Source organism: Marinobacterium aestuariivivens (assembly GCF_042661465.1).
Classification (GTDB): Bacteria; Pseudomonadota; Gammaproteobacteria; order Pseudomonadales; family Balneatricaceae; genus Marinobacterium_A; species Marinobacterium_A aestuariivivens.
In genome coordinates this window covers 2,223,168-2,243,046 of sequence record NZ_JBHSWE010000001.1, presented here as the reverse complement: position 1 = coordinate 2,243,046, position 19,879 = coordinate 2,223,168, and the positions used below count along the sequence as shown (strand labels likewise).

Sequence of the window (19,879 nt, the reverse complement as noted above, 5' to 3'; positions counted from 1 at the left end):
TTAAACCAATCAGGAGCACAAGATGAAACCGATGAAGAAGCTCTTCGCAGCTGTCGCCATGACCGCGACCTGCCTGACGGCCAACGCCTCCGACCTGCTCGACGCGAATCTGCCGACCTACGAAAAGGCAGCCGGCGTCTCCGGCAACCTGTCCAGCGTCGGCTCCGACACCCTGGCCAACCTGATGACCCTCTGGGCCGAAGAGTTCAAGCGTCTGTACCCGAACGTCAACATCCAGATCCAGGCAGCCGGTTCCTCCACCGCCCCGCCGGCCCTGACCGAAGGCACCTCGAACCTGGGTCCGATGTCCCGCATGATGAAGGACAAGGAAATCGAAGCCTTCGAGCAGAAGTATGGCTACAAGCCGACTCCGGTTGCGGTCGCGATTGATGCCCTGGCCGTCTTTGCCCACAAGGACAACCCGATCGAAGGCTTGACCATCGACCAGGTCGACGCGGTCTTCTCCTCGACCCGCAAGTGCGGCGCTGCCGACGATATCGGCACCTGGGCCAGCTGGGCCTGACCGGCGCGCTGGCTGACAAGAGCATCCAGCTGTTCGGCCGCAACTCCGTATCCGGCACCTACGGCTACTTCAAGGAGAAAGCGCTCTGCAAGGGCGATTTCCGCAACAACGTCAACGAACAGCCGGGCTCCGCGTCCGTCGTTCAGTCGGTTTCCACCTCCCTGAACGGCCTGGGCTACTCCGGCATCGGTTACAAGACCGCTTCGGTCCGCGCCCTGCCGCTGGCCAAGAAGGAAGGCGACGCCTTCGTTGAAGCCACGCCGGAAAACGCCGTTACCGGCAAATACCCGCTGGCCCGTTCGCTGTTCGTCTACGTCAACAAGAAGCCGAACGAAGAGCTGCAGCCGCTGGAGCGTGAATTCCTGAAGCTGGTCATGTCCAGGGCCGGTCAGGAAGTCGTCGTCAAGGACGGTTACATCCCGCTGCCGGCCAAGGTGGTCGAGAAGCAGATGGCTGACCTGGGCCTCTAACAGCCCCCGGATCAGTACAGGAAGCAGGGGAGCCGGTGACGGCCTCCCTGCTTCTTTTTGGCCAAACGATGTAACAAAAGCGTCATATATCTACATTATTGTAGCCGCCGAACTTCCAATACTGTCCCGGGACCCAGCGCCATGAGCAATGAAGCCACCGTCTCTGTACCCGACCTCGATTTCGATACCCCGTCTGCCAGACGCAAGCGCAAGATCCGCGCGCTGAAAGACCGGGCCGCAACGGCCGGGATCGGAATCGGCGGTATCAGCGTGATCATCGCGATCCTGCTGATCTTTTTCTATCTGCTGTACGAAGTCCTGCCGCTGTTCCGCTCGGCCGAGGTCGAGCCCGGCAACAGAATGGCCAGGTCGTCGCCCCCTACCCTTTGCCCGGCAACGGCAAGACCCTGTACCTGGCCATGGAAGAGCAGGCCGAGATCGGTCTGCGGCTCACCGATGCCGCCGAACTGGTGTTCTTCGACACCCGCAGCGGCGAGATCGTCAAGCAGCAGGCCCTTGCGCTTCCGGAAGGCGCCGACATCACCAGCGTGTCCTCCTTCTCGGAAGCGCGCCGTCTGTTCGCGGTCGGTCTCAGCGATGGCAGCGCCCTGGTAATGCGTCACGACTACAAGTCGTCCTACCCGGACGGCGAGCGCGTCATCACGCCGGAAATTGCCTGGCCGCTGGGCGAAGCCCCGATTCCGGTCGGTAACCTGCCGCTGGATGTATTAGCCGTCAACGGAGACGGTGATGACTGGCGCCTGGTCGGCGGCAGCCAGGGCAGCCTGACCCAGACCGATGTGTCGCTGACCGAAAACTTCCTCACCGGCGAGGTCGATACCGAAATCGACACCCAGGCGCTGCCGAACCAGAGCGTCAAGCCGACAAAGCTCCTGCTGATGCCGGACCGTCGCTGGCTGCTGATGGCGGCACCGGGCGGCAAGCTGGCGGTCGAAGACCTGCAGTCCGCCGATGGCGCCAGTACCACCCAGGTGATGACCGCAAGCACCGGCGAAATCCGCACCTTCGAACTGCTGCTCGGCGGCTCCTCCCTGATGCTGGCCGACGACAGGGGTGTGGTGTCCCAGTGGTTCCTGGTACGGGACGATCAGGGTGAATGGCAACTGACCCGGATTCGCAGTTTCGACAGCGGCGGCGAGCCGCTGGCCGGCTTTGCCATCGAGCACCGCCGCAAGGGCTTCGCCACCGTCGACGCCGACGGCACCCTGCGCCTGTTCAACACCACCGCAGAACGCAACGTGCTCAGCGAACAGGTGACCGAAGGCGCCATCGACCAGATCGCCTATGCCCCCCGCTCCAACGCGCTGCTGCTGGAGCAGGACGGCGAGCTCCGCTTCTGGGCGGTGCATAACGAACACCCGGAAATCTCCTGGGCCGCGCTCTGGAGCAAGGTCTGGTACGAAGGTTACGAAGAACCGGCCTATGTCTGGCAGTCGTCGGCCTCGACCAACGACTTCGAACCCAAGTACAGCCTGATGCCGCTGGCCTTCGGTACCCTGAAAGCCGCCTTCTACGCGATGCTGCTGGCGACCCCGCTGGCCATCTGCGGTGCCATCTACACCGCCTATTTCATGGCTCCGGGCCTGCGCCGCAAGGTCAAGCCAATGATCGAGCTGATGGAGGCCCTGCCGACCGTAATCCTCGGCTTCCTCGCCGGCCTCTGGCTCGCGCCCTTCATGGAGCTGAATCTCGCTGCGGTCTTCATCACCCTGTTGCTGGTGCCGTTGTCGATCCTGGCGTTCGCCTTCGTCTGGGCGCAGATGCCGAACCGCATCCGCTTCCTGCTGCCCGAGGGCTGGGACGTCACCCTGCTGGTGCCGGTGGTGATCCTGGCCGTGATGCTTAGCTTCGCCATCGCCGGTCCGATCGAAAACCTGCTGTTCGGCGGCGACATGCGCCTGTGGGTCAGTCAGGAGCTGGGGATCAGCTACGACCAGCGCAATGCCCTGGTGGTCGGCATCGCGATGGGCTTCGCCGTCATTCCGACCATCTTCTCGATTACCGAGGACGCCATCTTCGCGGTACCGAAGAGCCTCAGCTACGGCTCGCTGGCGCTGGGCGCGACGCCCTGGCAGACCTTGGTGCGGGTCGTGATGCCGACCGCCAGCCCCGGTATCTTCTCGGCGGTAATGATCGGCATGGGGCGGGCCGTCGGCGAGACCATGATCGTACTGATGGCCACCGGCAACACCCCGATCATGGATGTGAATATTTTCGAGGGCATGCGCACCCTGGCCGCCAATATCGCGGTCGAGATGCCGGAATCCGAGGTCGGCAGCACCCACTTCCGGATTCTGTTCCTGGCCGCCTTCGTGCTGTTCATGTTCACCTTCGTCGTCAACACCCTGGCCGAGAGCATCCGCCAGCATCTGCGCCAGAAATACGGCTCTCTGTAACGGGTCAACGAGGATACAGCGATGAGAATTTCCTTTTCCGAATGGACCCGCTCCGGCTCCCCTGGGTCTGGCTCAATGCCGGTGCGGTCGCCATCAGCGTCATCATGGTGCTGGGCCTGCTGGCCCTGATCGCGGTGCGCGGTCTGGGCCACTTCTGGCCGGCCGATGTGCTCAGCGCCACCTACACCCAGGGCGACCAGCAGAGCGTTCTGGTCGGCGAGCTGGTCGAGTCGGAGCTCGTGCCGGCCGCCCAGCTGCGCGACTCCGGCGTCAAGGTACCGGAAGGGGTCGAGCACATGGAGCGCGACCTGTTCAAGGTCGGCAACCGTGACGTCACCGGTGCCGATTTTGTCTGGGCGCTGGACGCCTATGTCACCGACCGCAGCTATCCCGAGATGCTGTTCGTCGCCGAGCGCGAGGAGTGGGGCAATTTCTACGGCTATCTGCGCGCCATCAAGCAGCAGGGCGAACTGATTGCCCAGCACGACGGCTATGCGCCGAGCGCCGAATACGACGAGCTCTGGCAGGAGTTCCAGCGCCGCATCGAGCGTGCCCGCAACCTGAGCGAGCAGATCGAGGACATACAGAAAGGCGATATCGGCGCCATCAACTACGAACTCGAGCGCCTGCGCCTGAAACAGCGTTCGCTGGAGCTGAAGAACGTCTCCGACCCTGTCCCCTACGCCGAGATCAAGGAACGCAGGGCCGAGCTGGACGTCGAGTACCAGGTGCTGCAGAAACAGCTGCTGGAGCTGAGCACGGCGCTGAACCGTGACAGCTTCGTCGCCGAAGTCGGCAATGGCCGCAGTGTCGAAATCCCGGTGGCCAAGGTCGTTCGCGCCTTCCTGCCCAACGCCATGGGGCTGGGCGACAAGGTCGGTCACTACCTGGCCAAGATCTGGGAGTTCGTCGCCGACGATCCCCGCGAAGCCAATACCGAAGGCGGTATTTTCCCGGCCATCTACGGCACCGTGCTGATGGTGATCCTGATGTCGGTGATGGTGACGCCGTTCGGTGTTATCGCCGCGGTCTACCTGCGCGAGTATGCCCGCCAGGGCTTCCTGACCCGTGTAATCCGCATCGCCGTCAACAACCTCGCCGGCGTACCCTCGATCGTCTACGGTGTCTTTGGCCTCGGCTTCTTCGTCTACTTCCTCGGCGGCAACATCGACGACCTGTTCTTCCCGGAAGCGAAGCCGTCGCCGACCTTCGGCACCGGCGGCCTGATGTGGGCCTCGCTGACGCTGGCACTACTGACCGTGCCGGTCGTGATCGTCGCCACCGAAGAGGGCCTGAGCCGCATTCCGCGTGCGATCCGCGAGGGCTCCCTGGCACTGGGGGCGACCAAGGCCGAGACCCTCTGGAAAGTGGTGCTGCCGATGGCCAGCCCCGCTATCATGACCGGTGTGATCCTGGCGATCGCCCGCGCCGCCGGCGAGGTGGCGCCGCTGATGCTGGTCGGTGTGGTCAAGCTGGCGCCCAGCCTGCCGCTGGACATGAACTACCCCTATCTGCACCTGGACCAGAAATTCATGCACCTGGGCTTCCATATCTACGATGTGGGCTTCCAGAGCCCGAACGTGGAAGCGGCCCGTCCGCTGGTGTACGCCACGGCGCTGCTGCTGGTGGTGGTGATCGCGCTGTTGAACTTCAGTGCCATCGCGATCCGCAACCACCTGCGCGAAAAGTACAAAGCGCTTGAAATGTAATGCCGCCCGGCGAGCTGACTCAACAAAGGTTTCGAGACATGACCACTGATATCAAAACCCACGCCATCGATATCACTTCCATGCAGCGCGATCAGCGCGAACTGCGCCTGGAAGACGAAGAGATCACGCTGCAGGTCAGGGATCTGCGCCTGTGCTACGGCGAGAAGGAAGCGCTGCACGGCATCGACATGCAGATCCCGAAAAACCGGGTGACCGCCTTTATCGGCCCGTCCGGCTGCGGCAAGTCGACCCTGCTGCGCTGCTTCAACCGCATGAACGACCTGGTCGACAGCTGCAACATCACCGGTGAGATCCTGCTCGACGGCGACAACATCTACGGCCGCGGCGTCGATGTCGCCGAGCTGCGGCGTCGCGTCGGCATGGTGTTCCAGAAGCCCAACCCCTTCCCGAAGTCGATCTACGAGAACGTCGCTTACGGCCTGCGTATCCAGGGCGTCAACAAGAAGCGCCTGATCGACGAGACGGTGGAATGGGCACTGCGTTCGTCCGCCCTCTGGGACGAGGTCAAGGACCGCCTGCACGAAAGCGCGCTGGGCATGTCCGGCGGTCAGCAGCAGCGTCTGGTCATTGCCCGCACCATCGCGGTCAAGCCCGAAGTGCTGCTGCTCGATGAGCCGGCTTCGGCGCTCGACCCGATCTCGACGCTGAAAATCGAAGAACTGATCCACGAGCTGAAAAAGGACTTCACCATCGCCATCGTCACCCACAACATGCAGCAGGCGGCCCGAGTGTCGGACTATACCGCCTTCATGTACATGGGCGACCTGGTCGAATTCGGTGTCACCGACACCCTGTTCACCAACCCGGTACAGAAACAGACCGAAGACTACATCACCGGCCGTTACGGCTAAGAGTCTTACGGACGTTACATCCATCTACTGCGTTGGCTCGGTATACACAGCACAACTGGAGAGAAGACCGTGGAATTCGAAAAGGACGGTTACAGCACCCATATATCCCAGCAATTCAACGAAGAGCTGGAGCAGATCCGCACCGAACTGCTGACCATGGGCGGCCTGGTCGAGCGCCAGGTGCATGACGGCATCGAGGCCCTGCTCAACGGCGACGCCGAGCTGGCCGAGCGCTCCCTGCGCGTCGACAAGCAGACCAACGACATGGAGCTGATGATTGACGAGCACTGCACCCGCATCATCGCCCGCCGTCAGCCCGCCGCCAGCGACCTGCGCATGATCATGGCGATCTCGCGCGCGGTGGCGGACCTCGAGCGCATCGGCGACGAAGCGACCCGCATCTGCCGCCACGCCATCGAGCTGGTCAATACCGGCGAATCGCCGCGCGGCTACCAGGAAGTGCGCCATATCGGCAGCCTGGTCCGGGCCATGGTCCGGGACGTGCTGACGGCCTTTGCCCGCAGCGATATCCAGCTGGCCTATCAGGTGGCGAAACAGGACAAGGCCGTCGACCAGGAGTACCGCTCGGCGATGCGCTCACTGGCCACCTACATGATGGAGGATCCGCGCTCGATCAGCAGTGTGCTCAACGTCATCTGGGTACTGCGCGCGCTCGAGCGCATCGGCGACCACGCCTGCAACCTGGCCGAGCATCTGGTCTACCTGGTCAGCGGCACCGACGTGCGCCACCAGAGCCTCAAGGAGATGAAGCGCACGGTCCAGGACGAAAGCGAAGAGAGCGACGAGGATTGACTTCGTAGGAGCGCCGCACCCAAAGGGCACTTCCCCGGTGCGAATGAATTTGGCTCGGTGCCAAACCTATTCGCCGCGGGACGCGGCTCCTACGGCCGTTCAGCAGTAATCCGCAAACGGCGGGAACAGCCGGACCAGGCCGTCCCGCCCGAGCGCCCGCAGATGCTCGATATTGCGCTCCGGAATCGCGTCCGGATCCGGATAGTTCATCAGCACCCGGCTCATCTGCCCCTCGCGGATCAGGTGAAAGGCCGGAAAGGGCGCGCGATTGGTCCAGTGGCTGAGATCGTCTTCCGGTACCCCGCCGAACAGGTAGCGGGGATGAAAGCTGGCGAGCTGGAAGACTCCGTCCAGTCCGGCACGCTCGATCAGCGTCTCGCACAGCGCCAGCATGTCGAGGTAGTCCCCGAAATCGGCCAGCATCCGCGGCGCGATCAGCAGGCTGGTCGCGACTTCGTCTTCGGCCGCATGCTGGATCAGGTCCAGTTCGGCGAGGAAGTCCCGCGCCAGGGCCTCCTCGGTCCGCGCCTCGCTGATGGCATAGCGCACCCGGCCATGGCGCACGTCCGGCGCCGCAAAGGGGCAGAGATTCTCGCCGACCACCATCACCTCGACCCAGCGCTGCATCAGGGCCAGGATCTCGTCGCTGTCGTAGTTTCGCTTCATTTCGCTCGCTCTGAGATTGCCATTCACTGCCAGCTTACACCAAGTTAGCCCGGATTCGCCCGGGGATCGGGCTACGCAGCTCCTCTCATGCCTTACGTGACCCATGGTGGAATTCGCTGCGCTCATTGCCACCCTACAGCCCCCTCTGCTAAGATAGCCGCTTTCTGATTCGGACCGAAGTTGTGACCCCCGCACAGGCCCTGACCCGTAACCATTTCTCGACCCGCTGGCGTACGTTGAAGCGCCCGTCCCGCCTGGCCGCGCCCCAACCCTGGCGCAGCTGGCTGCAGGACCGCGGTTCGCTGACACAACGACTGGTCCTCGCCAGCCAGGGGCATTTCCGGGTCGAGGTACTACGCCAGGGCTATTTCAAGCCCTCCCACTCCGAGGCCCGGGCACTGGGCCTGCCGCCGCGCCAGCTGGCACTGGTTCGCGAGGTGCTGCTGCTGGGCCGGGGCGAACCCTGGGTCTATGCCCGTTCGGTATTCCCGGTCAGCACTCTGTCCGGCCCTCAGCGCCAACTCAGGGAGATCGGCAACCGTTCGCTGGGATCGGTACTGTTCCGGGACCCGACGATGCAGCGGGAGCCGCTGCAGATCGGCGACCTGCGGCTGGCCGACGGCACCCGCCTCTGGGCGCGGCGATCGGTATTCCGGCTGGCCGGCAAGCCGCTGCTGGTGTGCGAGGTTTTTCTGCCCGCGCTGAAGTCGGTAGAATACCCGCTTCGTCGCAACAGCCGCGGATAATCGCTTATGCAAATGCAGCTTTCCCCAGAGTACCTACGCGAGCGCCTCGACGCCTATGTTCAGCTGTCCCGGGTCAACCGCCCGATCGGCATCTACCTGCTGCTCTGGCCCACGCTCTGGGCGCTCTGGATCGCGGCCGGCGGACTGCCACCCTGGATATCCTGCTGATCTTCTGTGCCGGCGTGGTGCTGACCCGGGCCGGCGGCTGCGTTATCAACGATTTTGCCGACCGCAAGGTCGACGGCCATGTCAAACGGACGGCCAGCCGCCCGCTGCCCACGGGCCGGGTCAGCAGTCGTGAAGCCCTGACGCTGTTCGCCACGCTGATGCTGCTGGCCTTCGTGCTGGTACTTTTCACCAACACCACCACGGTACTGATGTCCTTCGGCGGTCTGGCGCTGGCCGCGACCTACCCGTTCATGAAGCGCTACACCCACCTGCCCCAGGTCGTGCTCGGCGCCGCCTTCTCCTGGGCCATTCCCATGGCCTTCACCGCCCTCGACGCCGAGCTGGTGCCCATTGCCTGGCTGCTGTTTACCGCCAACCTGCTCTGGACCGTGGCCTACGACACCTACTATGCGATGGTCGATCGCGACGATGATCTGGTGGTCGGCATCAAGTCCACCGCCATCCTGTTCGGCGATGCCGACCGGCTGATCATCGCCATGCTGCAGGCACTGACCCTGTTATGCCTGGTGCTGGTGGGCCGGCAGCTGGGCCTCTCCTTCTGGTACTACGGCGGTCTTGTGGTGGCGGCAGGCTTCTTCCTCTACCAGGCCTGGATTGCCCGGCGGCGCGAACGGGAACCCTGCTTCCGCGCCTTCCTCAACAATCATTACGCGGGTCTTGCCATCTTTATTGGTATCGCCGCCCACTACACGCAGGCCACCTGATCGGCATCTTTTTGCCGCCAATAGGTACCGCTTGGGACGCTTCGTCATATCTCTGTCATAATTTACGTTTGTAATATTGCCGTATTAATTACCCGTGTTTCTCGGCCTTTCTCCGCTCAAAGGTATCGGGAACCCTGACGTGTCCCCGGGCCCAGGATGGGCCCGAGGGCATTTCCAGTTAATTTGTACAGAGGCAAACCCATGTCTGCATCAAAACGTGTACTGATTGTCGACGACGAAGCGCCGATTCGTGAAATGATCGCGGTCGCGCTGGAGATGGCCGGCTACGAGTGCCTGGAAGCGGACAATGCCCGCGACGCCCACGAAATCGTCGTCGACAGTACGCCGGACCTGGTGCTGCTGGACTGGATGATGCCCGGCATGACGGGTATCGACTTCGCCCGCCGGCTGCGCAATGATGAAATGACGGCGGAAATCCCGATCATCATGCTCACCGCCAAGGGCGAAGAGGACAGCAAGGTCAAGGGCCTGGAAGCCGGCGTCGATGACTATATCACCAAACCGTTCTCGCCCCGCGAGCTGGTGGCGCGGCTGAAAACGGTGCTGCGCCGCACCACCCCCAAGGGCATCGAAGAACCGGTCAGCGTCGACGGCCTGACGCTGGACCCGATCTCCCACCGCGTCACGTCCGACGACAAGCCGGTGGAACTGGGGCCGACCGAGTTCCGCCTGCTGCAGTTCTTCATGACTCACCAGGACCGGGCCTATTCCCGTGGCCAGTTGCTGGACATGGTCTGGGGCGGCAATGTATACGTCGAGGAGCGTACCGTCGATGTACACATCCGCCGTCTGCGCAAGGCCCTCGGCAGCCGCCACGACTACCTGGTGCAGACCGTGCGAGGTACCGGCTACCGCTTCTCCGCCAAGGTCGCCTGAAGGCAGGAGGCGGCCGCGCGGCGGCAGGCACCTCGAGAAAAAGTCTTACAGCTCAGAGACATTAGAAAAATTCGGGATCACCCTTGGCCGCCCGATTGACAGGAAGTATCTCAGATGCAGAAAGCCCGGAACGCCATGCTGTTCAGTATGGCCCTCAGCATCCTCGCCGGCGCCCTGACCGGGCTGCTGTTCGGCTTCGCCGGCTGGGGTGCGGCGGTGGCGCTCTGCGGCTGGGGCCTGGTGCAGGTCCGTCATTTCAACCGGCTGAGCGACTGGGTACAGCGCCGGGACGACTCCCAGCCTCCCGAGGCACCGGGCCACTGGGGCGAGCTGTTCGACGAGCTGGCACGCATTCAGCGACGCTCCGGCAAGCGCGAGCAGGATCTGCTGGCCGCACTGCAGCGCTTTCAGCAGTCCTCTGCCGCACTGCAGGACGGCCTGGTCATTATCGACCGCAGCAACAACCTGGAATGGTGGAACCGCTCGGCCGACCGCCTGCTCGGGCTCAAGGCCTCGTCGGACCGCGGCAAGCCGGTGATGAACCTGCTCCGCGACCCCCGCTTTATCCGCTATTTCCGTCGTGGTCAGTACAGCGACCCGCTGGAGCTGCCCAGCCCGATCAACCCCGATATCCGTCTGCAGTACCAGGTCACCAAGTTCGGCGAGGGCGACCGCCTGCTGGTGGCACGGGACATCACCCGCCTGGTGCGCCTGGAGCAGACCCGGCAGGACTTCGTCGCCAACGCCTCCCATGAACTGCGCACCCCGCTGACCGTGATCTGCGGCTACCTCGAGACCTTCCTCGATCAGGACCTCCCGCGACCGCTGACACGGGCGCTCAGCCAGATGCAGGCCCAGGCCCGGCGCATGGAAAGCCTTGTCAGCGACCTGCTGATGTTGTCGCGCCTCGAAGGCAGCAACCATATCGCCGACGAACACCCGGTGGCGCTGCACAGTATGCTGATGCAGATAGAGCATGACGCCCAGGCCCTGGCACAGGAAAAGCAGCATCAGATCAGCCTGGAGCTGGACAGCGAACTGGAACTGGTCGGACAGGAACTGGAACTGCACAGCGCCTTTTCGAACCTGGTGTTCAATGCGGTGCGCTATACCCCGGACAACGGCCATATCCGGCTACGCTGGTGGGTCGACGCCAGGGGCGGGCACTTCTCGGTCAGCGACGACGGTATCGGCATCGACCCGATCCATATTCCCCGTCTCACCGAGCGCTTCTACCGCGTCGACGAAAGCCGTTCGTCGGCCAGCGGCGGAACCGGCCTCGGGCTGGCGATCGTCAAGCATGTGCTGGTGCGACACGGCGCCCAGCTGAGCATCGAGAGTCAGCCCGGTGAAGGCAGTACCTTCAGCTGTCACTTCCCGCCTGAAATGCTGGTGATGCCGGATTCCCGGGACCGCGCTGCGCCCTGATCTTCGGCTGACGCGAGAGGGTCGTAGGGTGCTGCTGAGCGATAGCGAAGCGCACTATAATCCGCGGTGGTGCGGTGCGTTCACTTACCAGCACCCTACATAATAACCGACCTTACGACGTTCTTAGCGCGGTGCCGCCGCCGACGACGGGGGCATGTTCCTCGACCCAGTACAGGGTTGCGCCAACCACCGCGGCCGGCATCAGCACCAGGTTCAGCAGCGGAATCATCATCCCCACCTGGATCAGGCCTCCGAAGCCGACCGCCGTCAGGCGTTCGGATTTCAGCAGCTGCTTCATCTGCGCGAAACTGACCCTGTTGTTGTCCATCGGATAGTCGCAGTACTGGATCGACATCATCCAGGCGCCGAACAGAAACCAGAGCAGCGGCGACAGCAGGCCGATCACCGGTATGAAGGTCAGAACCAGCAGCAACAGCACCCGCGGCAGGTAGTAGGCAAGTTTCGCCAGCTCGCGCTGGATGGTACGGGGAACCATCGCCAGCAACGCTTTCCAGCCCTCGTCGCCAACCGCGACGCCGCGCAGCTGCCGCTCGACCTTTTCGGCCAGAAAGCCGTTGAACGGGGCGGCAATAAAGTTCGCCACGATGGTAAAGCTGTAATAGACCAGCACCAGCACCAGCAGTGCCAGCAACGGCCACAGCAGGTAGCGCAGAAACTCCAGCCACTCCCAGTCCGGCAGCAACTGGTTGATCAGATAGTCGACCCAGAAGCCGAACTGCTCCAGCAGCAGCCAGATGGCACCGCCGAACAGCAGAATATTGACCAGCAGCGGTATGATGACGAAGTGCCGGATCGAGGGATCGGGCAGCATCTGCAGGCCCCGTAACAGATAGCCTGCGCCTCTCAGCGGATTTCCTTTCATGACAGCGTCCCGAATTTGCCAGTGTTAGCTCAAGTAAAACAGATAGAACCTCAGCACCACGCCGAGAATCATCATCAGCAGCCCGGTGCGGTTAAGGCGGCTCTCGACCGGGCTGAACTGGATGGTCGGTTGCCAGAAAACCAGCAGCGACCGGTAGTCCCGGGTCCTCAGGGCATAGAGACCGAGCGACAGCAGGAACAGAATGAGACCGCCCCAGAACAACAGCAGTTCCAAAATTGCCAAATAGATCATACTCTTGCTATCCAATAGCTGAATGGGAGCGCAGCCGCCTGCGGGGTGGCTGCCTGCAACGCAAGCCTATCAAATTCAAACGTCAGCGGCTGCATGCCGCACGCTGCGGGAGAGACCAGATGAAAGCAAGCCGCATACACGCCTTCGGCGGAGCCGACGCCCTGAGCTGCGAGGAAGTGCCGACCCCGACCATCCGCGACAACGAGGTCCTGGTACGTAACCGCGCCGCCGGCGTCAACCCGATCGACTGGAAAACCTGCAGCGGTGGCGGTGCCGCGGCCTTTATCGGCAAGCTGCCGTTCATTCCGGGCTGGGAGTTCGCGGGCACCGTGGAAATGGTCGGCGCCGGTGTCGAGGACTACCAGATCGGCGACCGGGTGTTCGGCTTCATCCGTTTTCCCGAAGCGGCCGGCTGCTACGCCGAGTATGTCGCGGCACCGGTGGCTCAGATCGCCCATAAGCCGGACGAACTGAGCTTCAGCCAGGCCGGCGGTCTCGGCCTTGCCGGTCTCACCGCCTGGCAGGCGCTGCACGACAAGGGACAATTGCAGGCCGGACAGAAGGTGCTCGTACTGGCCGCGGCCGGTGGCGTCGGACATCTGGCGGTGCAGCTGGCCAAGGCCGCGGGTGCCGAGGTGATCGGTTCCGCCTCCGCGGCAAACCATGAATACCTGCGAGGCCTTGGCTGCGACCGGCTGATCGACTACAAGACCCAGGATCTGGCCAGCGAAGTGCAGGATGCGGACCTGGTGATCGACGGCATTGGCGGCGAAGTCGGCATCAGCGCGCTGAGCTGTCTCAAACCCGGCGGCCGTCTGGTCACCCTGCCTTCGGTCACCGCGGATGCCGTGATCCGCGCCGCCGAAGCGGACGGCAAGCAGGCCCTGGGTATCCGCGTCGAGCCGAACGGCCAGCAGCTGGCGGAGCTGGCGCGCCTGTGCGCCGAAGGCAAACTGCAACTGACACTGGCCGGCGAACTGCCGCTGAGCGAAGCCCGGCAGGCGCATCAGCAGAGCGCCGGCGGCCATGTGCGCGGCAAGCTGGTACTGACGATCGAAGAAAGCTGAAAGTGGTGAGTGGTGGTTATTCGCTCACAGAGTGAGCTCCCACAACGGGTGCCCGACAAAAAGCTTATTCGGCCGCGACCCCGCCGCCGCACCAGTACTGCTGCTGGCGCAGCAGCAGGCGGCAGCCCTCACCGCGGATATCAAGATCCCAGCAGCGGTGGCGCGCCCAGGTCTTGTCGTCTTCGGAGGGTTGTTCACGGTAGGCCGGCACGCCATCACAGAAGCCTGCTGACGGGGCCGCCTCTTCAAGGCAGGCCTTGAGAAAGAAATCCTGCTGCAGCGTGCAGTCATAACCGCTGCAGGCATTGAAGTCGGTCAGAGCGCGATCGAGACAGCCCTGCTGGTCCGACTGCCGGCCAAAGCCGTGCCCCTCGGCCTCGGAGGCCGTCCTGGCCTGCTGCTGCTGAGCATTGAATTGCACCAGCCAGCCGGGACCGTAACGCCAGGCCCAGAACGACGCAGCCAACAGCAGCAGTAACAGGCCCAGCAGCACCTTGGAGCGGGTTTTCATGGAGGGCTCCTCAGCGACGGCCGCGATACAGGCCGGTCAGACAGAGCAGCAACCCGATAACGGACAACGACATGCCGCCGTTCACCAGCAACGGATAACGTGCACTGAACGGCACGAAGGGGTGATTGCCGGTACTGTCGCAAGTCCCGGCCGCGTACTCATAAGAGCCGCCGCTGTCGAGACAGGCGTCGACCGCCGACTGCTCCAGCATGAACCCCGCCATCATCGCCAGGCCCGGCAGCACCAGCAGCAACAGTCCGAGACGCAGCATCAGTCTTCGTCGCTGATGCCGATGTTGCTGAAGCCCTCGTTCCGGGCCAGGGCGCGCAGCTCCCGCACCCGGGCGGGATTGAAGGCGGATGCCGACTCGAGGCTCTCCAGCACATCCTCCTGGAAAGCCTCCTCCTGCAGCATCATTTCGTGGGTATTGATAAAGCGCACCAGCTCCTCGTCGGACATCTGGTCGTCGCCTTCGGTGACCTCGATGAAGTTGGCCACGCATTCGCGTGACAGGTTCGCCACCGCGACGGCCTCGCTGGCATCCGCTTCAAGCACGCAGCTGAGGGTCGAAAACAGCGCGACTACGGCATCGAGTGCCGGCGAGGCCCCATACATGTCGAAATCGTCCAGCTCAGGCATATTGGCCTCGACCTTGTCGAGCTGGACCTCGAAATTCATCTTCGCACCGCTGTTGGCCAGCTGATCCCAGACGCCATTGAGAATCTGCCGCAACTGGGCCGCGTCGCCGAACTCGACAAGGCGCGAAAACAGCGCGAAGTTCGGGAACATGCGTTCGGTCAGGGCCGCGCAGAAGGCTGTCAGCCGGGGCGGGTCCAGTCGCAGCAGCCGCGCTTCGATTTCCAGTTGATCCGTCATCAATCTCTCCGCAATTCGGGGATTCAGTCTGGCCACGCCGGCCTGGTGCCGACGGGCTGGCCCTATTGTAAGGGAAGCCGCGGGCAAGTCCCAGCTGTTCTCTGCAGGCCTGTGATCGCGGATTCCCATGCTTTTGCGCCATTTTGCGGCAGGGGGAACTGACGATTCGCAGCGATGACGTTATATTTAATGCCTCTTCTCCGAAACGGATAGCGGTAACCACCACAATGCCTGCACTCTCCCCGATTGACCGGCTGGTCCGACTGCTGGATGCCTTCAGTGAATGGAGCGGCCGGATTATTTCCTGGCTGACCCTGCTCATGGTCCTGATCACTTTTGCGATCGTGGTCATGCGCTACCTGTTCAATGTCGGCAACATCGCGTTACAGGAATCGGTCATTTACATGCACAGCTTCGTCTTCCTGCTTGGCGCGGCTTATACCCTCAAGCATGACGGCCATGTCCGGGTCGACATCTTCTACCGCCCGCTCACCGAACGCGGCAAGGCCTGGATCAACCTCCTCGGCACCCTGCTGCTGCTGCTGCCGGTATCGGTGTTCATCCTGGTGATCTCCTGGGACTACGTCGCCACCTCCTGGAGCCTGCTGGAAGGCTCCCAGGAAGCCGGGGGCATTCCGTACCGCTATGTTCTCAAGTCCACGCTGATTGCCATGCCGATCATGATGATCATGCAGGGACTCGCGGACCTGGGTCGCTGCCTGCTGGTGCTGAGCGGCCAGGGCCACCTTAACCCGGAAGAAGAGGAGCACGGACTATGACTGAGCTGCTTCCGCTGCTGCTGTTCGCCGGCGCCGTCGTGGTGCTGCTGCTGGGTTATTCGGTCGCCTTCTCGCTGGCCGGAACCGGGCTTATCTTCGCCGCCATCGGCACTTTCACGGGCCATTTCGATGCAGTCTTCCTCGAGGCGGTACCGAACCGGCTGTTCGGCATCATGAACAACGAAGTGCTGATCGCGGTACCGCTGTTCGTGTTCATGGGCGTGATGCTCGAAAAGTCCCGCATTGCCGAAGAGCTGCTCGATGCGATGGCGCTGATGTTCGGCCCGATGCGCGGCGGCCTGGGCATTTCCGTGACCCTGGTGGGCATGCTGCTGGCCGCCAGTACCGGCATCGTCGGCGCCACCGTCGTGACCATGGGACTGCTGTCACTGCCGACCATGCTGCGCCGCGGCTACGACCCGAAGGTCGCCGCCGGCACCATCTGCGCGTCGGGAACCCTGGGTCAGATCATCCCGCCGTCGATCGTGCTGGTACTGCTCGGTGACGTCATCTCGTCGGCCTATCAACAGGCGCAGATCGACCAGGGCATCTTTTCGCCCGAAACCGTGACCGTCGGCGACCTTTTCTCGGTGCGCTGCTGCCGGGCCTGATGCTGGTCGCCGCCTACATCCTCTATCTGCTGTTCAAGGCAATCGTCCATCCGGCGTCGGTACCGGCGATCCCCCAGGCGGAGCGCGATGCGGTTGAGGATCTCGGCAGCCGGGTGCTCAAGGCCCTGGTGCCCCCATTCTGCTGATCGGCCTGGTGCTGGGTTCCATTCTCGGCGGCTTCGCGACCCCGACCGAGGCGGCTTCGGTCGGTGCCGTGGGTGCCATGATTCTGGCCGCACTGCGCCGCACCTTCAGCCTGACGATCCTCAAGCAGGTGATGAAATCGACCACCGAGGTCAGCTCGATGGTGTTCATCATTCTGGTCGGTGCCTCGATCTTCTCGCTGGTATTTCGCGGCTACGGTGGCGATGATCTGGTGCGGGACTTCCTCACGGGCCTGCCGGGCGGCATCGTCGGCGCCATGATACTGGTGATGCTGGTGATATTCCTGCTCGGTTTCTTCCTCGACTTTATCGAGATCACCTTCGTGGTGGTGCCGATCGTCGCGCCGATCCTGCTGACCATGGGCCTGGATCCGGTCTGGCTCGGCATCATGTTCGCGATCAACCTGCAAACCTCCTTCCTGACACCGCCGTTCGGTTTCGCCCTTTTCTATCTTCGGGGCGTGGCGCCTGAAAGCGTCTCGACGGTCCAGATCTATCGCGGCGTCATCCCCTTTATCCTGATCCAGGTCGCCATGCTCGGACTGCTGGCCTGGTGGCCATCGCTCGCGACCTGGTTGCCGGAAATCGTTTACGGGTAGGGGGTATCGTAGGTCGGGCAGAGCGCAGCGAAGCCCGACACCCTTGTCGGGTTTCGGCCCTTCAGGCCTCTACCCGACCTACGAAACAGAAGAAGGCCGGCATCTGCCGGCCTTCTTTGTTGCAAAGCGCTGCGCTTAAAGCGAACGGGCGTTGAGGTAGGCCTGCTCCGATACCGCGTGCCACTTCTTTGCCTGGTCACGGAACTTGACGAAGGAGTCGAACACCTTCTTGGTGATCTCGTCCTGGGCCGCCTCTTCGGCGATCACTTCGTCGGACAGGTCGCGCAGCTTGAGCAGCACGTCGTCCGGGAAGCGGCGCAGTTCGACGCCCTGCTCATTGACCAGCTGTTCCAGGGCATGGTTGTTCTTGGCGGTCATCTCCGCCAGCATGTCCTGGTTGGCAATGCGGATCGCGTTGCGCACGATCAGCTGCAGTTCGGCCGGCAGCCCCTCCAGGGCTTCCTTATTGATGAAGCACTCCAGTGTCGTGCCCGGCTCGTGCCAACCCGGGTAGTAGTAGTACTTGGCCGCCTTGTGCAGACCGAAGGCCAGATCGTTGTAAGGCCCGACCCATTCCGTGGCGTCGATCGCACCGGACTGCAGCGACGGGAAGATTTCACCGCCCGGCAGCAGCACAGGCGTACCGCCGGCGCGCTTCAGCACCTCGCCGCCGAGACCTGGTATGCGCATCTTCAGCCCCGACAGATCGGCTACGCTGTTGATCTCCTTGTTGAACCAGCCGCCCATCTGCACGCCGGTATTGCCGGCAGCCCCCGGTACCAGACCGAAAGACGCGTAGACCTCTTCCCACAGCTCCATGCCACCGCCGTGGTAGAGCCAGGAGTTCATCTCCTGGGCCGTCAGACCAAAGGGCACTGCGGCGAAGAACTGGGCCGCGCGGCTCTTGCCTTTCCAGTAATAGGAGGCACCATGGCCGAGTTCCGCGGTGCCGCGGGAAACCGCATCGAAGCATTCCAGTGCCCCGACCAGCTCGCCGGCGCCGTATACCTTGACCTCGATACGGCCGTTGCTGAGCTTGCCGATCAGTTCGGCGAGGAAGTTGGCTCCAGTGCCGAGGCCCGGAAAGTTCTTCGGCCAGGTCGTGACCATCTTCCACTTGTATTCCGGTGCCGCCTTGGCGGTCGCCGATACCAGAGTGCCTGCCGCCAGGGTGGCAGCACCCGCTCCTTGTAAAAATTGACGACGTTTCACAGTCCGTTCCCCGCGTTGTTTGCCTTGTTGGAGTTTTTATTTGCGAATCAAAAAGGTAGCACGCACCTTGCATGGCTGCAATTGGCAGCGCCGTGGCGACGACCCCTCTCAGGATAGGCTCCCTCCGACTTTCATTGCTATAATCGGGGCCGGCCAAGTAGTTGTTAGAAAAAGGGAAATGCCTTGAACTCCTTTAACCTGCTCAAATCGATCGCAGATGCGCGTCCGAAGCTGCGCAAATCCGAGCAGAAGGTCGCGGACTATGTTCTGGCCAACCCCAACGAAGTGATCCATATGCGCATCGTCGACCTGGCCTCTGAAGCGAGTGTCAGCGAGCCGACGGTGGTGCGCTTCTGCCGCGCGCTCAACTACGACGGCTTTCAAGATTTCAAGCTGACCCTGGCCCAGGGGCTGGCAAGCAGCCCGAGCTTCGAGCAGTTCTCGCTCGATTCCAAGGACACGGTCCGCGAGTTCAAGCAGAAGATCTTCGACTCGATGATCGGCAACCTGATCAGCATCCGCGAGGAACTCGATCCGGAAACCCTCGAAGCCGCGATCGATGCGCTGGCCAAGGCGCCAAGGGTCGAAATCTACGGTTTTGGCGCCTCGGCGCCGGTCTGCATGGATGCCCAGCACAAGCTCTATCGCCTCAAGATTCTCGCCGCGGCCTACTCGGACCCCCACATGCAGACGATCTCGGCTGTCACCCTGTCCGAGGGGGATGTGGTGATTGCCGTCTCCCAGACCGGCCGCACCAAGGATCTGCTGCACAGCGTGCGCCTGGTACGCGAAACCGGCGCCACCGTCATCACCCTGTGTCCGAGCAATACGCCGCTGGCGGACCTGGCCACCATCGCCATCCATACCGATCTGGAAGAAGACAAGGACCTCAGCGCCCTGATGTCATCCCGGGTCGTGCACCTGGTGGTCATCGACGTGCTGGCCGTCGGGGTTGCGATGAAGCTCGGCCCCGCCCTGCTCGATCATCTCAAAACCATCAAACGCAGCCTGCGCAACCTGCGCCTGAACGACAAGCGTCCGCCCCTGCGTCGGCCCGAAAGCTGACATCAGGCTGCAACAAAGGCTCCCTATCCTGTCACTGCTGTTTGAAAAATCGTCGAATATGCGATAAAAGAGAAGTCGGCGATTCTTTTACTGCAATGCAACATGGCGCCGACCTTGGCGCCTGAGTAATGCGGAGTCTCTGAGTCAGCCAGAGGTTTTCCCGCCGCAGGCTGGCGCAGGGCTCCCGAGGTCGAGGAGCTGATACTATGCTGATACGGAAAAATCAGGATCTCAACGCCGTTCAGACCGAAGTCTTCAATGTACTGGTCGGATTCGAGGAAGAAGAAAAGCAGGAACGGAAAAAACGTGCCTCCCGCCGGGCCCTCGAAGCCAGACGCGCCATTGAGCGTCATCGAGAAGAGCGCGAGCTGTCCCGCGATATCGACGACGAAGCCTGGTTCGACGAGAGCTAGGCCACAGGGGCCC

17 protein-coding genes and 4 pseudogenes are annotated in these 19,879 nt (G+C 62.7%); 14 read left to right on the top strand and 7 right to left on the bottom strand.

From position 1 onward, the window contains the following. Positions 1 to 22: 22 nt before the first annotated feature. From ACFQDL_RS11655 to phoU, 5 genes and pseudogenes are all read left to right on the top strand, one after another. A pseudogene (locus ACFQDL_RS11655) lies at positions 23 to 993 on the top strand (PstS family phosphate ABC transporter substrate-binding protein). Positions 994 to 1,379: 386 nt separating this feature from the next. Further along, positions 1,380 to 3,410, top strand: coding sequence for an ABC transporter permease subunit (locus ACFQDL_RS11650; RefSeq protein WP_379909159.1), 2,031 nt, complete (start codon positions 1,380 to 1,382; stop codon positions 3,408 to 3,410). Positions 3,411 to 3,431: 21 nt separating this feature from the next. Continuing rightward, positions 3,432 to 5,119: pseudogene (gene pstA, locus ACFQDL_RS11645) on the top strand (phosphate ABC transporter permease PstA). 38 nt (positions 5,120 to 5,157) lie between these two features. After that, the gene (gene pstB / locus ACFQDL_RS11640; RefSeq protein WP_379909158.1) at positions 5,158 to 5,991 is read left to right on the top strand and encodes a phosphate ABC transporter ATP-binding protein PstB; all 834 of its coding nucleotides are present in this window, start codon (positions 5,158 to 5,160) and stop codon (positions 5,989 to 5,991) included. A gap of 69 nt (positions 5,992 to 6,060) precedes the next feature. Beyond that, a complete protein-coding gene (gene phoU, locus ACFQDL_RS11635) occupies positions 6,061 to 6,804 on the top strand; it encodes a phosphate signaling complex protein PhoU (protein WP_379909157.1) in 744 nt (247 codons plus the stop codon). Positions 6,805 to 6,903: 99 nt separating this feature from the next. On the opposite strand, the gene ACFQDL_RS11630 is transcribed toward phoU, so the two are convergent. Beyond that, positions 6,904 to 7,470: a DUF1415 domain-containing protein gene (locus ACFQDL_RS11630; RefSeq protein WP_379909156.1), complete on the bottom strand. Its 567-nt coding sequence runs from the start codon at positions 7,468 to 7,470 to the stop codon at positions 6,904 to 6,906. Positions 7,471 to 7,652: 182 nt separating this feature from the next. On the opposite strand from ACFQDL_RS11630, the gene ACFQDL_RS11625 reads away from it, so the two are divergent. The 4 genes and pseudogenes from ACFQDL_RS11625 to phoR all read left to right on the top strand — a co-directional run bounded on the left by ACFQDL_RS11625 (position 7,653) and on the right by phoR (position 11,434). Further along, complete coding sequence (locus ACFQDL_RS11625) at positions 7,653 to 8,216, top strand: chorismate--pyruvate lyase family protein (protein WP_379909155.1); 564 nt, start codon at positions 7,653 to 7,655, stop codon at positions 8,214 to 8,216. 12 nt (positions 8,217 to 8,228) lie between these two features. After that, positions 8,229 to 9,109, top strand: a pseudogene (ubiA, locus tag ACFQDL_RS11620) (4-hydroxybenzoate octaprenyltransferase). Positions 9,110 to 9,310: 201 nt separating this feature from the next. Then, positions 9,311 to 10,006 carry a phosphate regulon transcriptional regulator PhoB gene (phoB, locus tag ACFQDL_RS11615; protein WP_379909154.1) on the top strand — a complete coding sequence of 232 codons (696 nt, stop codon included), beginning with the start codon at positions 9,311 to 9,313 and terminating at the stop codon, positions 10,004 to 10,006. Positions 10,007 to 10,120: 114 nt separating this feature from the next. Continuing rightward, positions 10,121 to 11,434, top strand: coding sequence for a phosphate regulon sensor histidine kinase PhoR (gene phoR / locus ACFQDL_RS11610; protein ID WP_379909153.1), 1,314 nt, complete (start codon positions 10,121 to 10,123; stop codon positions 11,432 to 11,434). A 112-nt stretch (positions 11,435 to 11,546) separates the two neighbouring features. Here phoR and cysZ read toward each other — a convergent pair whose 3' ends face one another. Both cysZ and ACFQDL_RS11600 read right to left on the bottom strand, forming a co-directional pair. Further along, entirely contained in the window at positions 11,547 to 12,317 is a 771-nt protein-coding gene (gene cysZ, locus ACFQDL_RS11605; protein WP_379909152.1) for a sulfate transporter CysZ, read from the bottom strand. Positions 12,318 to 12,341: 24 nt separating this feature from the next. Further along, a complete protein-coding gene (locus tag ACFQDL_RS11600) occupies positions 12,342 to 12,569 on the bottom strand; it encodes a hypothetical protein (RefSeq protein WP_379909151.1) in 228 nt (75 codons plus the stop codon). A 119-nt stretch (positions 12,570 to 12,688) separates the two neighbouring features. Here ACFQDL_RS11600 and ACFQDL_RS11595 point away from each other — a divergent pair, with 119 nt between their 5' ends. Then, positions 12,689 to 13,636, top strand: coding sequence for an NADP-dependent oxidoreductase (locus ACFQDL_RS11595; protein WP_379909150.1), 948 nt, complete (start codon positions 12,689 to 12,691; stop codon positions 13,634 to 13,636). Positions 13,637 to 13,700: 64 nt separating this feature from the next. On the opposite strand, the gene ACFQDL_RS11590 is transcribed toward ACFQDL_RS11595, so the two are convergent. The 3 genes from ACFQDL_RS11590 to ACFQDL_RS11580 are packed head-to-tail and all read right to left on the bottom strand — an operon-like array spanning position 13,701 to position 15,023. Continuing rightward, positions 13,701 to 14,147 (bottom strand): hypothetical protein, encoded by a 447-nt coding sequence (locus ACFQDL_RS11590; RefSeq protein WP_379909149.1) that lies wholly within the window; start codon positions 14,145 to 14,147, stop codon positions 13,701 to 13,703. Between the two features lie 10 nt (positions 14,148 to 14,157). Then, a complete protein-coding gene (locus ACFQDL_RS11585) occupies positions 14,158 to 14,418 on the bottom strand; it encodes a hypothetical protein (RefSeq protein ID WP_379909148.1) in 261 nt (86 codons plus the stop codon). Beyond that, positions 14,418 to 15,023 carry a YjaG family protein gene (locus ACFQDL_RS11580; protein ID WP_379909147.1) on the bottom strand — a complete coding sequence of 202 codons (606 nt, stop codon included), beginning with the start codon at positions 15,021 to 15,023 and terminating at the stop codon, positions 14,418 to 14,420. Before ACFQDL_RS11580 ends, ACFQDL_RS11585 begins: the two co-directional genes overlap by 1 nt. 227 nt (positions 15,024 to 15,250) lie before the next feature. Here ACFQDL_RS11580 and ACFQDL_RS11575 point away from each other — a divergent pair, with 227 nt between their 5' ends. Together ACFQDL_RS11575 and ACFQDL_RS11570 are read left to right on the top strand one after the other, a co-directional pair. Further along, positions 15,251 to 15,802: a TRAP transporter small permease subunit gene (locus ACFQDL_RS11575; protein WP_379909146.1), complete on the top strand. Its 552-nt coding sequence runs from the start codon at positions 15,251 to 15,253 to the stop codon at positions 15,800 to 15,802. Next, positions 15,799 to 17,176 (top strand): annotated as a pseudogene (locus ACFQDL_RS11570) (TRAP transporter large permease). The gene ACFQDL_RS11575 and the pseudogene ACFQDL_RS11570 overlap by 4 nt, the downstream one beginning before the upstream one ends. A gap of 135 nt (positions 17,177 to 17,311) precedes the next feature. Here the strand turns inward: ACFQDL_RS11570 and ACFQDL_RS11565 are convergent. Further along, positions 17,312 to 18,388: a TRAP transporter substrate-binding protein gene (locus ACFQDL_RS11565; RefSeq protein WP_379909145.1), complete on the bottom strand. Its 1,077-nt coding sequence runs from the start codon at positions 18,386 to 18,388 to the stop codon at positions 17,312 to 17,314. A gap of 183 nt (positions 18,389 to 18,571) precedes the next feature. Here ACFQDL_RS11565 and ACFQDL_RS11560 point away from each other — a divergent pair, with 183 nt between their 5' ends. Both ACFQDL_RS11560 and ACFQDL_RS11555 read left to right on the top strand, forming a co-directional pair. Beyond that, positions 18,572 to 19,453, top strand: a complete 882-nt coding sequence (locus ACFQDL_RS11560; RefSeq protein WP_379909144.1) for a MurR/RpiR family transcriptional regulator — start codon at positions 18,572 to 18,574, stop codon at positions 19,451 to 19,453. Between the two features lie 206 nt (positions 19,454 to 19,659). After that, entirely contained in the window at positions 19,660 to 19,866 is a 207-nt protein-coding gene (locus ACFQDL_RS11555) for a PA3496 family putative envelope integrity protein (RefSeq protein ID WP_379909143.1), read from the top strand. Positions 19,867 to 19,879 lie beyond the last annotated feature (13 nt).